This window comes from Micromonospora sp. CNZ286, assembly GCF_014207755.1.
In genome coordinates, this window is record NZ_JACHIZ010000001.1 from 339,957 (window position 1) to 353,287 (window position 13,331).

Genomic DNA, 13,331 nt, shown 5'->3' on the forward strand with positions numbered 1-13,331 from the left:
CCCGTGAGCACGCTCGTTTCCGCACCGACCACGCCTCCGGCCATCACCGCCGGCCGGCTCACCGAATGGCGGCCGGAGGACCCGGCGTTCTGGGCGGCCGGTGGCGCCCGGGTCGCCCGGCGCAACCTGTACGTCTCGATCTTCGCCGAGCACGTCGGCTTCTCGGTGTGGAGCCTCTGGTCCGTCACGGTGCTGTTCCTGGGCCCCGAGTACGGCATCGACCCGGCCGGGAAGTTCCTGCTCACCGCCGTACCGGCCGCGCTGGGGGCGGTGCTGCGGCTGCCGTACACGCTGGCGGTGGCCCGCTTCGGCGGCCGGAACTGGACCATCGTGAGCGCGCTGCTGCTACTCGTGCCGGCGGTGCCGATGGCGGTGCTGATCGAGCCCGGGGTGTCGTACGCCACGCTGATGGTGCTGGCCTGCCTGTCCGGCGTCGGCGGCGGCAACTTCGCCTCGTCGATGGCGAACATCAACCTGTTCTTCCCGGAGCGGCTCAAGGGCCGGGCGCTGGGGCTCAACGCCGGCGGCGGCAACCTGGGCGTACCGGCCGTGCAACTGGTGGGGCTGGCGGTGCTGGCGACCGCCGGCGCCGCGTACCCCCGGCTCGTGCCGGCGGTCTACCTGCCGCTGATCGTGCTGGCCGCGCTGGCCGCGGCCCGGTGGCTGGACAACGTGCCGGGGGCGCGCAACGAGCCGGGCGCGCTGCGCGCGGCGGCCCGCGACCCGCACACCTGGGTGATGTCGCTGCTCTACGTGGGCACGTTCGGCTCGTTCATCGGCTTCGGGTTCGCCTTCGGCCAGGTGCTCCAACTCCAGTTCCACGACCGGTTCCCGACGCCCGTCGACGCCGCCTGGCTGACCTTCCTGGGGCCGCTGATCGGGTCGCTGATCCGGCCGGTGGGCGGTCAGCTCGCCGACCGGCTGGGCGGGGCGCGGGTCACGTTCTGGAACTTCGTCGCGATGGCCGCCGGGGCCGGGCTGGTGCTGTACGCCGCCAGGGAGAAGTCGTTCCCGCTCTACCTGGCCGGGTTCCTGGCGCTGTTCGTCTTCTCCGGCATCGGCAACGGGTCGACGTACAAGATGATCCCGGCGATCTTCCGGGCCCGGGCCGTCGCGGAGAGCGAGCTGACCGGCGACCCGGAGGCGGCGCAGCGGCGGGCCCGGCGGCTGGCCGGCGCGGTGATCGGCATCGCCGGGGCGGTCGGTGCCTCGGGCGGGGTGCTGGTGAACGTGGCGTTCCGGCAGTCGTTCCTGGCCTCCGGCACTGCTGATGCCGCCTACCTGGCCTTCATCGGCTGGTACGCGCTCTGCTTCCTGGTCACCTGGGTGGTCTACCTGCGTCCCGGACCGCGTACGCTGGTCGGCGTGTGACCTGTGCCATGACGAACCCGCAGGCCACGCGCGGCGCGACCCCGTTTTGACCTGCCGCCGGGCGGCCGGGTATCGTTGCCTGCTGTTGTACGACATTCTTAGGCGTGCCGCATCAGGTACGCTTGGTCGTTCGTGCGCGCTGGTCCGGCTGGGTACTCCTGGTCACCTCGGCGCGCGACCCCAGACCGACGACGAGACAAGGTAGACCTGTGCGTACGTACAGCCCGAAGCCGGGTGAGATCGAGCGTCAGTGGCACGTCATCGACGCCTCTGATGTCGTGCTGGGCCGCCTGGCGACCCACGCCGCCACGCTCCTGCGTGGCAAGCACAAGCCGACTTTCGCGCCGCACGTCGACACGGGCGACTTCGTCGTCATCGTGAACGCGGGCAAGGTCGCGCTGACCGGCAACAAGCGTCAGACCAAGGTCGCTTACCGCCACTCCGGTTACCCGGGCGGCCTGAAGCGGGTCGGCTACGACGAGCTGCTCACCAAGCGGCCCGAGCGGGCCATCGAGCTGGCCGTGAAGGGCATGCTCCCGCACAACAAGCTGGGCCGTCAGCTTCTCAAGAAGCTGAAGGTCTACGCCGGTGCCGAGCACCCGCACACCGCGCAGCAGCCGGTGCCGTTCGAGATCAAGCAGATCGCGCAGTGAGCGCGGGCGAAGGAAGCAGCATGACCGACATCACCGCCACCGAGGTCGCCCCCGAGGCCACCGAGGCGCCGGCGCCCGTCGCGCGCGCGCCCCGTGGTGACCGCCCGATCCAGACCGTGGGTCGGCGCAAGGAAGCCATCGTCCGGGTCCGGATCATCCCGGGCAGCGGCAAGATCACCTGCAACGGCCGCGACCTCGAGGCCTACTTCCCGAGCAAGGTGCACCAGCAGCTCATCAAGGACCCGCTGGTCACCGCCGAGAAGCCCGAGGCGTTCGACGTGATCGCCAACCTGCGTGGCGGCGGCACCACCGGCCAGGCCGGCGCGCTGCGGCTCGCCATCGCCCGGGCGCTGATCGTCAGCGAGCCCGACGACCGCCCGGCCCTGAAGAAGGCCGGCTTCCTGACCCGTGACGCCCGGGTCAAGGAGAGCAAGAAGTACGGCCTCAAGAAGGCCCGTAAGGCTCCCCAGTACTCGAAGCGCTGATCACCACAAGCGTCTTGTACTTCTGACGGACGGCCGGTTCGCCTCCCCCATCCGGGAGGCGGACCGGCCGTTCCGCGTTTCTCCTCTCATCGGCAGTTCCACGGAGGTTGGCGGGTATGGGCCGGTTGTTCGGCACGGACGGCGTACGCGGGCGGGCGAACGCGGATCTCACCCCGGAGTTGGCGCTTGCGGTCGCGGTGGCCGCGGCCCACACGCTGGCCGAGACCGACAAGAGCCATCCGCCGCTCGCGGTGGTCGGCCGGGACACCCGGGCCAGCGGCGAGATGCTGGAGGCGGCGGTGGTCGCCGGGCTCACCAGCGCCGGCGCCAACGTGGTCCGGGTCGGCGTGCTGCCCACCCCGGCGGTGGCGTTCCTCACCGCCGAGGCAAAGGCCGACCTCGGCGTGATGCTCTCCGCCTCGCACAACCCGATGCCGGACAACGGCATCAAGCTGTTCGCCGCCGGCGGGCACAAGCTGCCCGACGAGATCGAGATGCGGATCGAGGAGGCGGTGAAGGCGAACGCCACCACCGCCTGGAAGCGCCCCGTCGGCGCCGGTGTCGGCCGCGTGCACGACCTGCTCGACGGCGCCGACCACTACGTGCAGCACCTGGTCGGCACCGTGCCGCACCGCCTCGACGGGATCAAGGTCGTGGTCGACTGCGCCAACGGCGCGGCCGCCGACGTCGCACCGGTCGCCTACCGGGAGGCCGGCGCCGAGGTGATCGCCATCCACGCCGAGCCGGACGGGCTCAACATCAACGACGAGTGCGGCTCGAACCACATCGAGGCGCTGCGCGCCGCGGTGGTCGAGCACGGCGCCCACCTCGGCATCGCCCACGACGGCGACGCCGACCGCTGCGTCGCGGTCACCGCCGACGGGAACGAGGTCGACGGCGACCAGGTCATGGCGATCCTCGCGCTGGCCATGCGGGACGCCGGCGAGCTGACCCAGGACACCCTGGTCGCCACAGTGATGAGCAACCTCGGTCTCCGGCTGGCCATGTCCGAGCACGGCATCCGGCTGGTCGAGACCAAGGTCGGCGACCGGTACGTGCTGGAGGAGCTGCGCGCCTCCGGCCTGGCGCTCGGCGGCGAGCAGAGCGGCCACATCGTGCTGCCCGCGTACGCCACCACCGGCGACGGCGTGCTGACCGGCCTGCACCTGATGGCGCGGATGGCCGCCACCGGCACCTCGCTGGCCGAGCTGGCCGCCGTGGTCACCAAGCTGCCCCAGGTGCTGATCAACGTGCCGGTCGGCGACCGTACCGTCGGCGCCGCCGCACCGGCCGTCCGGGCCGAGGTCGAGCGCGCCGAGGCGGAGCTGGGTGAGACCGGCCGGGTGCTGCTGCGCCCGTCCGGCACCGAGCCGCTGGTGCGGGTCATGGTCGAGGCGGCCACCGAGGACACCGCCCGCGAGGTCGCCGAGCGCATCGCCGAGCAGGTCCGCACCGCCAGCCCGGTCGCCTGACCGACCCGGGGCCGCCTGCTCTTCCTCCTCGCCGGTCAGCTCGGCCGGACGCGGCGGTCAGTTCGCCTGGACCCGGCGCAGGAAGCGGGCGGCCAGGTCGGCCACCGCGACGGCGTCCAGCTCCTGCGCCGGCCCGGCCACGGTCACCTCGGCCAGCGCCAGCCCGGGTACCTCGGTGTCCCGCCAGCCGCCGACGAACCACGCGCGTTCCTCCTCGGCCAGCGCCAGGTTCGCCGCGTCGAGCACGGCCGCCGGGTACGGCAGCCAGAACCGGAACTGGTGGGTGTGCGGCGGCGCCGGGTACACCCGGGCGCCGGGCAGGGCGGCCAGCGCCTCGGCCACCACCCGGGCGTGCACCACGTACCCGGGGAGGCGGGGCAGCTCCCGGGTCAGCCCGGCGAGCGCTGCGAGCGCCGCCGGCCACTGCTGGAACAGCGTGCCGCCGTAGCGGTGCCGCCAGGCACGCGCGTACCGGATCAGGTCCGCGTCGCCGGCCAGCGCGGCACCGGAGATGCCGCCCAGCGACTTGTAGAACGAGACGTACGTGCTGTCGGCCAGCGCCGCGATCTCGGCCGGCGAGTAGCCCAGATGGACTGACGACTCCCAGAGCCGGGCCCCGTCGAAGTGCACCCGGGCGCCGCGGGCGCGCGCCGCCGCGACGACGGCCACCAGCTCGTCCCAGGTCGGCAGCACGAACCCGGCGTCCCGCAGCGGCAACTCCAGGAAGAGCGTGCCGATCGGCTCGTCGAGCGCCGCCACCTCGTCGGCAGCCGGGTTGCGCGGCGCGCTCGTGGTGCGCACCGCGCGTACGCCGGCGAGCAGCGCGTACGCGTCCCGCTCGTGTGTCAGCGGATGGCTGAGCGGGTGCAGGCCGACACCGGCGCGGCCGGTCAGCTCCGCCCCGTGACGCATGGCCACCTGCTGCGCCATCGTGCCCGACGGGAAGAACGCGGCAGCCTCCGCGCCGAGCAGCTCGGCGACCCGCAGCTCCAGCTCCGCCACCGGCCCGCCCTCGCCGTACAGGTCGGGCGGGTCGTCCCCGGCCACCTGATCGAGCGCGGCGAGCTGTTCCCGTACGGAGGCCGGGCGTACGCCGGAGAGCATCGTGTCGCAGCCACGCTGGGCGGTGAACCGGCGCAGCCGTGTGGCCTGCTCGTCGCTCATCCGTCCGCCCGGAGCCGGCGCAGCCGGGTCACCGCCTCGGCCAGCACCTCCGGCCGTTTGCAGAACGCGAACCGGATCAGCCGGCGCCCGGCCTCCACGTCGTCGTAGAACACCTGCGTCGGCACCGCCACCACGCCGCAGCGCTCCGGCAGCGCCCGGCAGAACTCCACCCCGTCCCGGCCGCGCAGCGGCGTGACGTCGGCGGTGACGAAGTAGGTGCCCTCCGGCGCGAGCACGCCGAACCCGGCGTCGGCCAGCCCGGCGGCGAGCTGGTCCCGGCGGCGTTGCATGTCGTCCCGGAACCCGGTGAAGTACGCGTCCGGCAGCCCGAGCGCCACAGCCACCGCCGGTTGCAGCGGCCCGGCGTTGACGAACGTGAGGAACTGCTTCACCCGCAGCACCGCCGCCACCAGCGGCGCGGGGCCGCTCACCCAGCCGACCTTCCAGCCGGTGCAGGAGAACGTCTTGCCGGCCGACGAGATGCGCAGCGTCCGCTCCCGCATGCCCGGCAGCGTGGCCAGCGGTACGTGCGGCGCGGCGGCGTCGGTGAACACCAGGTGCTCGTAGACCTCGTCGGTGACCGCGTACACGTCGTGTTCCCGGCACAGCTCGGCCACCGTCGTCAGCTCGTCGGCGGTGAAGACCTTGCCGGTCGGGTTGTGCGGCGAGTTCAGCAGCACCAGCCGGGTACGTGGCCCGAACGCGGCGCGCAGCTCGTCCGGGTCGAACGCGTACCTGCCGTCGGGGCCGGGCCGCAGCGTCACCGGGCGGCGGACCGCGCCGGCGAGCGCGATCGAGGCGGCGTACGAGTCGTAGTACGGCTCGAAGCAGATCACCTCGTCACCCGGCTCGCAGAGCGCGAGGATGCTCGCCGCGACCGCCTCGGTGGCGCCGGCCGTCACGACGATCTCGCCGTCCGGGTCGTACTCCAGGCCCCAGAACCGGCGCTGGTGCCCGGCGACGGCGGCGCGCAGCGCGGGGATCCCCGGGCCGGGCGGGTACTGGTTGTGGCCGGTACGCAGCGCCTCGGCCGCGGCGGCGAGCATCTCCGGCGGGCCGTCGGTGTCCGGGAAGCCCTGCCCGAGGTTGACCGCGCCGGTGCGCACGGCCAGCGCGGACATCTCGGCGAAGACGGTGGTGCCGAACGGCCGCATCCGGGCCACCAGGGGATCGGTCGTCGTCACGGCGGCCAGCCTACGGCCCGCCGCCGACCGCTCACCAGCCGAAGCAGGTCGCGCCGTACTCGCCCGAGTCCGTGGAGACGACCTTGCCGTTGACGGTGATCCGGCAGGTCACCTCGCCGGACTCGACGGGGCTGGCGATGATCTGCACCCGCTCGCGGTCGTTCGCGGTGAGGCTCAGCCGCCAGGGCGTGTCCACGGCGCCGGGCTGGTGGAAGTTCGCGTCCGCGTCGTAGAACTGCACCTCCGCCTCGCCGTCGGTGGCTGTGACCTCGTACAGGACGGTGAACCTGCCGGGTCCGCCGGACGGGGTGGTGACCGGTCGGGCCGGGGGACCGGTGGGCTCGTCGGCCCATCCGTCGGGCTCGCCGTACAGCGGCCCGTCGTACCGGTCGCCGGAGGCCGTCCCGTCGGTCATGGAGCGGCCGAGGAAGGACAGCCCGACGCAGCCGCAGACGATCAGCGCGAGGACGGTGACGATGCCGATCACCAGACCGGCCACCCAGCCGCCGCCGCTGCGGCGCGGCGGCATGCCCGGATACGCGTACGGCGGCGGGTAGGGCCCGGGCGGGTAGGACCCGGATTTGTGGGGGCCGGGCGGGTAGGCGCCCGGTGTCCAGGCCGGCTGTGCCGAGAAGTCCGGGACGCCGGGCTGGGACGGCCAGCCGGGCGCGCCCGGGAAGCCTGGGGCCTGCGGATCGCCGGAGGCCGGTGGGACGGCCGGGCGTGGCGTGGCGGCCGGGTCGGCCGGAGCCGCCCACCCCGGTTCGCCCACCGGCCGGCCCGTGCCGCTCGGGGACGAGGCCGGGTCGGTTCCGGACGCGCTCTCCGGGCCGGCTGCCGCCCACGGGCTCGGTGCCGGGGGCGGCGACCAGGGCGCGGGCGGCGTCCACGGCTGCGGGGCGGCCAACGGGTCCGGCGGCGTCCAGGACGAGGGCTGCGGCGTGGCCGGCGCGGCGGTCGGGTCGCTCGGTCCGGAGGCCGGTTCGGGGGCGGGGGTCGTCTCGGACATGGGCTCAGCTCACAGGGGTACGGCGCGGACGACCGCGGAACGGTGGGGCCGGGGGACGGCGCCCGGCCTCAATGTAGGCGGTGGCGACCAGCCGTGCGGTCCCGGCCGGCGGTCCGCGCCCCGCGTCCCGAACCGGTCCGGACGGGCGGAACGACCTGGATGGTGCTTTGTCCGGTAATCGCATCCCCGGCGCTCGGTTCGCTCAAGTTCAGTGATCGTTAACCGCCTTTCCGAGCACGCACGATGAGCGAAACTCGGTTAGGCTGCGGACCATGTGTGGAATCGTGGGTTACGCCGGTGCGCGCCCGGCGCTCGGCATCGTGCTTGACGGACTGCGGCGTCTCGAATACCGCGGCTACGACTCGGCCGGCGTCGCCGTGGTCTGCGAGGACGAGCTGCTGACCGAGAAGAAGGCCGGCAAGCTCGCGAACCTGGAGAAGGTCCTCTCCGAGCGGGCGGCCGACAACCCCGAGGACTGCGCCGCCAGCCCGATCGGCATCGGCGACGGCACCACCGGCATCGGCCACACCCGCTGGGCCACGCACGGCGGCCCGACCGACCGCAACGCCCACCCGCACCTCTCCCCGGACGGCCGGGTCGCGGTGATCCACAACGGCATCATCGAGAACTTCGCGAAGCTGCGCGCCGAGCTGGAGGACGAGGGTGTCGAGTTCGCCAGCGACACCGACACCGAGTGCGCCGCGCACCTGATCGCCCGCGCGCTGGCCGATCTGCGCTCGGCCGGCGAGACCGACAGCCCGGCGTTGCTCGCCGCCGCCATGCGCGTGGTCTGCGCGCGCCTGGAGGGTGCGTTCACGCTGCTCGCCGTCGACGCCGGCATCCCCGGCGCGGTGGTCGGCGCCCGGCGCAACTCGCCTCTGGTCGTCGGCCGGGGCGACGGCGAGAACTACCTGGCCAGCGACGTCGCCGCGTTCATCGAGCACACCCGGGACGCGGTCGAGCTGGGGCAGGACCAGATCGTCCTGATCACCCCGGACAGCATCGACATCACCGACTTCCACGGTCAGCCGGCGAGCGGCACGGACTTCCACATCGACTGGGACTCGTCGGCCGCCGAGAAGGGCGGCTACGACTGGTTCATGCTCAAGGAGATCGAGGAGCAGCCGCAGGCCATCGCCGACACGCTGCTGGGCCGGCTCACCGAGACCGGCGAGATCGCCCTCGACGAGGTCCGCCTCAGCGAGCAGGACCTGCGCGACGTCGACAAGATCTTCATCGTCGCCTGCGGCACCTCCTACCACGCCGGCCTGGTCGCCAAGTACGCCATCGAGCACTGGACCCGCATCCCCTGCGAGGTGGAGCTGGCCAGCGAGTTCCGCTACCGCGACCCGGTGCTGGACCGGTCCACGCTGATCGTGGTGATCTCGCAGTCCGGCGAGACGATGGACACGCTGATGGCGCTGCGCCACGCCAAGGAGCAGAAGGCCCGCGTGCTGGCGATCTGCAACACCAACGGCTCGACCATCCCGCGCGAGTCCGACGCGGTGCTCTACACCCACGGCGGCCCGGAGATCGCCGTCGCCTCCACCAAGGCGTTCCTCACCCAGGTCGTCGCCTGCTACCTGATCGGCCTGCACCTGGCCCAGGTGCGCGGCATCAAGTTCGCCGACGAGGTGGGCGCGGTGGTGGCCCAGCTCCAGGAGATGCCGGGCAAGCTGCGGGAGCTGCTGGACCGCATCGAGCCGGTCCGTGAGCTGGGCCGCGAGCTGAAGTCCGAGCCGACGGTGCTGTTCATCGGCCGGCACGTGGGCTACCCGGTGGCGCTGGAGGGTGCGCTGAAGCTCAAGGAGCTGGCGTACATGCACGCCGAGGGCTTCGCCGCCGGCGAGCTGAAGCACGGCCCGATCTCGCTGATCGACCAGGGCACGCCGGTGATCTGCATCGTGCCCTCCCCGGTCGGCCGGGGCATGCTGCACGACAAGGTCGTCTCCAACATCCAGGAGGTCCGCGCCCGCGGCGCCCGCACCATCGTGATCGCCGAGGAGGGCGACCAGGCGGTGGTCCGCTACGCCGACCACCTGATCTACGTGCCGCGTACGCCGACGCTGCTGGCGCCGCTGGTGACCACGGTGCCGTTGCAGGTGCTGGCCGCCGAGATCGCCGCCGCCCGCGGGCACGACGTCGACCAGCCCCGGAACCTGGCCAAGTCGGTCACTGTCGAGTAGCCGATCTCGTCCACGGTCCCTCCGCCCGCACGACGGGTGGAGGGACCGCGTCGTCTCCGGCCTGCCTCGCGGGCGGCCGCCGGACGGCCGCGCACCGGTCGCCGGAGGGCCGCGGGCGGTCATCGGCCCAGCACGATCCGGGCCATGCCGTCCAGCGCCGGGTTGTCCGGATCCCAGTAGCCGGTGTGGCCGTGCGGAGCGCTCGGGAAGCGCCTCCCGCCGAAGTCCGGCGCGCTCGGGTCGGCGCCGAACCAGAGTCGCTCGCCGTGCGGGTCGAGCACGGCGAGCGCCGGACCGAGCGGCGTACCCGCGAGCAGCGCGCGGCGGGCCAGCTCGTCCGGAGGGCGGGCCAGCCGGATCACGTCGTCCGGCGCGGTCGACGACCAGACCTGACCGGCGGGCATCCGCAGCTCGGCGGCGTGGTCGACGCCGACCCCCGGCGAGCCGACGAAGACCAGCGCGTCGGCGCCCAACCCGTGGTCGCGGGCGGCGGTGCCGACCACGAGCGAGCCGTAGCTGTGCCCGAGCACCGTCTGCCGGGCCGGTGGGCCTTCGTGCGCGGCCCGCAGCCCGTCCTGGAACCGGTGCAGCGCCGGGCCGGCGTCCTCGGCCTGCCGGGTGCCCGCCGCCTCGGTGAGGAAGCCGGGCGCGTCGTAGTCCAGCCAGAGCACAGCCGCCGCCTCCTCGCCCGGCCCGAGCGCCGCGCATCGCTGCAACACCCGTGCTGCCCGGCCCAGCTCGGCCGGCGCGTCGGCGAGATCCGAGGTCATGCCCGGGACGTACGTGAGCACCGAGGCGGCGCGGTCCGGGTTGCCGAGCGCCATCACCGCGCGGCCGTCGCCGGCCGGGTCGAGCCCCAGCAGGTACGCCCGCGGCGCCCCGCCTGCGGCCAGCCGCTCGCCGAGCCCGTCCAGCCCGCGCAGCGCCGCCTCGGCAGCGGCGAGCCGGATCCGCCGGGACGCCTCCAACGGCCCGGCCGGAAGCGGGTGCAGCAGCCCGAGCCGGCGCGCGAGCAACTGCTCCCGCCGGTCGCCGAGCAGTAGCCGGTTCGCCTGGTCCCGGACGGCGGCCGGAAGCCCGTCGAGGCGCCCGATCCGGCCCGGTTCCCGCCCCACCAGCCAGCGCCGCTCGGCCGCGCTCAGGCCGGCCCACCAGCGGCTCACCTCGGCCGGCCCGGCGCCGGGACCGGGCCGCCACGCGGGCGGGACGCTCACCCAGCCGCGTACCGCAGCGGTGGTCAGCTCCGCCAGCCGGCCGGCCGCCTCCCGGTCGGCGGCGCCGGCGAGCGTCAGCGCGCCCCGGATCCCGGCCCGCGCGTCGACCACCGCCGGCCCGGTCTGCCCCGGCGGCCGTGCCGGGTCGGGCCGGACCGCGCCGGTGCGGTCGACGAGCAGGCCACCGGACTCGGCGCGGGCCACCTCGGCGCCGAGCCGGGCCTTCGCCGTGCCCAGCCGGGCGCCGAACTCGGCGAGCACCTGATCGACCTCGACCAGTGCGGGCAGCACGTCGGTGAGATCGGTGCGCAGATCCCCGATGCGCCGCTGCGCGGCAGTCGAGGCCGCACCCGACCACCCGGGGCGGAGCGTGCCGATCCGGGCGGTCAACGCGTCGGCGCGCTGCCGTACCGGCGTGGTGAGGCCCCGCCACGCCGCCCCGGCGGTGGACCAGGCGCCCGGATCGGCCCGCCAGAGCTGCGCGTAGCCGACCGGCACATCCACGGCGTCGGCCGGACCGTCGTTCACCGGAGCACCCCGGTGAGGCGGCGGGCGGCGCGTTCGTCGACCGCCTCGTAGCCGTCCGCGCCGCGGCGCAACGCCTGAGCGGTGTCGGCCACCCGGGCGCCGAGCGCGCCGGACCAGCGCCGCACGGCCGACTCCAGTTCGGTCAGCGCCACCGCGGATCGCCAGCCGTCCGGTGCCGCCACCAGCAACGACTCCGGTGCCGCGCCCGGCCCGCGGCCCAGCCGGTACGCGTCGTCGGCCAGCTCGCGCGCCACCGATCGCAGCAGCTCCGGGTCGACGTCGAACGGTTTCTCCACCACGTGCCCTCCCTCGCCCGGCGCCACCGGCCGGCTCCGGACACCGGGACGCTAGGCGGCACCCGGCAGTGGCCGCCGACCCCTGTGGACAACGGTCCGGGTTATCCACAGGGCTTGTTCGCCAGCCGGTCCCGGGCGCGTACCGCCGGTAGGGTGAGGCCGTGATCGGGGGAGCCGCGAGCGGATGCTGAGCCGGCGCGACGAGCGGGGCGGGGTGGCATGAGACAGGTGTGGCGGGTCGCGGACGTTCGTGCGGCAGAGGCGGGCCTGATGGCCACCCTCCCGCCCGGTGCGCTGATGCAGCGGGCGGCGGCCGGGCTGGCCCGCCGCTGCGCGTTGCTGCTCGCCGACCGGGGCGGTGTCTACGGCGCCCGGGTGCTGGTGCTCGCCGGGTCCGGCGACAACGGCGGCGACGCGCTGTTCGCGGGCGCGCATCTGGCCCGCCGGGGCGTGGCGGTGACAGCGCTGCTCCTCACGCCGGGCCGGGCACACGCCGAGGGCCTGGCCGCCCTGCGCGCCGCCGGCGGCCGTGTGGCCGACCGGCCGCCCGCTGTGGTCGACCTGGTGCTCGACGGCATCGTGGGCATCGGCGGCGCCGGAGGGCTCCGCGAGACGGCCGAGCAGCTGGCCGCGAGCCTGACCGGGCAGCGCGGGCGCGGCGGCACGCGCGCCACCGTGGTCGCGGTCGACGTGCCGAGCGGCGTCGCTGTCGACACCGGCCACGTCCCGCTCACCGACGCCGGGCGGCCCCGGGCGGTCCGCGCCGACGTGACAGTCGCCTTCGGCGCGCTCAAGCCCGCACTGGTCGTCGGGCCGGCCGCCGAGCTGGCCGGCGAGGTCGAGCTGGTCGACATCGGGCTGACGCCGTGGCTGCGCGGCACGCCTGCGCTCCAGGTGATCGAGCAGACGGACGTGGCCGACTGGTGGCCGGCGCTGGGCGCGTCGTCGGAGAAGTACACCAGGGGCGTAGTAGGCGTCGCCACCGGGTCGGCCACCTACCCCGGCGCCGCCGTGCTCTCGGTCGCCGGAGCGCTCGCCGGTCCCACCGGCCTGGTCCGCTACGCCGGGAGCGCCGAGGGCGAGGTGCTGCACCAGCATCCGTCGGTGATCGCCACCGGCCGGGTCGCCGACGCCGGCCGGGTGCAGGCGTGGGTCTGCGGCTCCGGGCTCGGCACCGGCGAGGACTCCGCCGCCGAGCTGCGCGCGGTGCTCGCCGCGCCTGTGCCGGTGGTGCTCGACGCGGACGCGCTGACGCTGCTCGTCGACGGCAAGCTGGCCGACCGGCTGCGCGGCCGGGACGCGCCGATCGTGGTGACGCCGCACGACCGGGAGTACGCCCGGCTCTGCGGCGAGATGCCGGGGGACGACCGGGTCGCCGCCGCGCTGCGGCTGGCCGCCTGGATGAACGCGGTGGTGCTGCTCAAGGGCGACCGTACGGTCATCGGCACGCCCGACGGCCGCGCGTACGTGAACCCGACCGGCACCCCGGTGCTCGCCACCGGTGGCACCGGCGACGTGCTGGCCGGGCTGCTCGGTTCGCTGCTCGCCGCCGGGCTGGCCCCGGAACGGGCGGCCGCCGCGGCGGCGTACCTGCACGGGCTGGCCGGGCGGGAGGCGGCGCGCGGCGGTCCGGTGACCGCGCCCGACGTGGCCGCGGCGTTGCGTCCGGTACTGGCCCGGCTGGGCTGATCCGGGCGGCGGCGCCCGGTGGCGGCGGGCACCGCCCGCTCGGCTCACGGCGCTGATGATCACTGACGGAAGTAGGCTGA

Annotated in this window: 11 protein-coding genes; 6 read left to right on the forward strand and 5 right to left on the reverse strand. The window is 74.7% G+C overall.

Annotated features, from left to right (window positions below; all coding sequences use genetic code 11):
• Positions 1 to 3: 3 nt before the first annotated feature.
• The 4 genes from FHX31_RS01740 (at position 4) to glmM (ending at position 3,981) form a co-directional block, all read left to right on the forward strand.
• Positions 4 to 1,371, forward strand: a complete 1,368-nt coding sequence (locus FHX31_RS01740; protein WP_184974772.1) for an MFS transporter — start codon at positions 4 to 6, stop codon at positions 1,369 to 1,371.
• A 209-nt stretch (positions 1,372 to 1,580) separates the two neighbouring features.
• Positions 1,581 to 2,024: a 50S ribosomal protein L13 gene (gene rplM, locus FHX31_RS01745; protein WP_013288574.1), complete on the forward strand. Its 444-nt coding sequence runs from the start codon at positions 1,581 to 1,583 to the stop codon at positions 2,022 to 2,024.
• Between the two features lie 20 nt (positions 2,025 to 2,044).
• The gene (gene rpsI / locus FHX31_RS01750; protein WP_013288573.1) at positions 2,045 to 2,509 is read left to right on the forward strand and encodes a 30S ribosomal protein S9; all 465 of its coding nucleotides are present in this window, start codon (positions 2,045 to 2,047) and stop codon (positions 2,507 to 2,509) included.
• Between the two features lie 116 nt (positions 2,510 to 2,625).
• Positions 2,626 to 3,981, forward strand: a complete 1,356-nt coding sequence (gene glmM, locus FHX31_RS01755; protein ID WP_013473666.1) for a phosphoglucosamine mutase — start codon at positions 2,626 to 2,628, stop codon at positions 3,979 to 3,981.
• A gap of 57 nt (positions 3,982 to 4,038) precedes the next feature.
• Here the strand turns inward: glmM and FHX31_RS01760 are convergent, their stop codons facing one another.
• Genes FHX31_RS01760 through FHX31_RS01770 form a run of 3 tightly spaced genes read right to left on the reverse strand, consistent with a single transcriptional unit; the run spans position 4,039 to position 7,338 of the window.
• On the reverse strand, positions 4,039 to 5,145 hold the full coding sequence (locus tag FHX31_RS01760) for a beta-eliminating lyase-related protein (RefSeq protein WP_184974775.1): 1,107 nt from the start codon (positions 5,143 to 5,145) through the stop codon (positions 4,039 to 4,041).
• Positions 5,142 to 6,329, reverse strand: coding sequence for a pyridoxal phosphate-dependent aminotransferase (locus FHX31_RS01765; RefSeq protein ID WP_013288570.1), 1,188 nt, complete (start codon positions 6,327 to 6,329; stop codon positions 5,142 to 5,144). Before FHX31_RS01765 ends, FHX31_RS01760 begins: the two co-directional genes overlap by 4 nt.
• A gap of 31 nt (positions 6,330 to 6,360) precedes the next feature.
• Positions 6,361 to 7,338 carry an MmpS family transport accessory protein gene (locus FHX31_RS01770; protein WP_184974778.1) on the reverse strand — a complete coding sequence of 326 codons (978 nt, stop codon included), beginning with the start codon at positions 7,336 to 7,338 and terminating at the stop codon, positions 6,361 to 6,363.
• A 272-nt stretch (positions 7,339 to 7,610) separates the two neighbouring features.
• Here FHX31_RS01770 and glmS point away from each other — a divergent pair, with 272 nt between their 5' ends.
• Positions 7,611 to 9,524, forward strand: coding sequence for a glutamine--fructose-6-phosphate transaminase (isomerizing) (gene glmS, locus FHX31_RS01775; protein ID WP_013288568.1), 1,914 nt, complete (start codon positions 7,611 to 7,613; stop codon positions 9,522 to 9,524).
• A gap of 119 nt (positions 9,525 to 9,643) precedes the next feature.
• Here the strand turns inward: glmS and FHX31_RS01780 are convergent, their stop codons facing one another.
• On the reverse strand, positions 9,644 to 11,266 hold the full coding sequence (locus tag FHX31_RS01780; RefSeq protein ID WP_184974781.1) for an alpha/beta hydrolase: 1,623 nt from the start codon (positions 11,264 to 11,266) through the stop codon (positions 9,644 to 9,646).
• Complete coding sequence (locus FHX31_RS01785; RefSeq protein ID WP_013288566.1) at positions 11,263 to 11,565, reverse strand: type VII secretion target; 303 nt, start codon at positions 11,563 to 11,565, stop codon at positions 11,263 to 11,265. Before FHX31_RS01785 ends, FHX31_RS01780 begins: the two co-directional genes overlap by 4 nt.
• 216 nt (positions 11,566 to 11,781) lie before the next feature.
• Here FHX31_RS01785 and FHX31_RS01790 point away from each other — a divergent pair, with 216 nt between their 5' ends.
• Positions 11,782 to 13,251: an NAD(P)H-hydrate dehydratase gene (locus tag FHX31_RS01790; RefSeq protein WP_013473661.1), complete on the forward strand. Its 1,470-nt coding sequence runs from the start codon at positions 11,782 to 11,784 to the stop codon at positions 13,249 to 13,251.
• Positions 13,252 to 13,331 lie beyond the last annotated feature (80 nt).

Excerpts from the sequence above, each read along its gene's own strand:
- glmM (WP_013473666.1), top strand. The coding sequence starts at position 2,626 with ATGGGCCGGTTGTTCGGCACGGACGGCGTACGCGGGCGGGCGAACGCG.
- FHX31_RS01770 (WP_184974778.1), bottom strand. The coding sequence starts at position 7,338 with ATGTCCGAGACGACCCCCGCCCCCGAACCGGCCTCCGGACCGAGCGAC.
- FHX31_RS01790 (WP_013473661.1), top strand. The coding sequence starts at position 11,782 with ATGAGACAGGTGTGGCGGGTCGCGGACGTTCGTGCGGCAGAGGCGGGC.
- FHX31_RS01760 (WP_184974775.1), bottom strand. The coding sequence starts at position 5,145 with ATGAGCGACGAGCAGGCCACACGGCTGCGCCGGTTCACCGCCCAGCGT.
- rpsI (WP_013288573.1), top strand. The coding sequence starts at position 2,045 with ATGACCGACATCACCGCCACCGAGGTCGCCCCCGAGGCCACCGAGGCG.
- glmS (WP_013288568.1), top strand. The coding sequence starts at position 7,611 with ATGTGTGGAATCGTGGGTTACGCCGGTGCGCGCCCGGCGCTCGGCATC.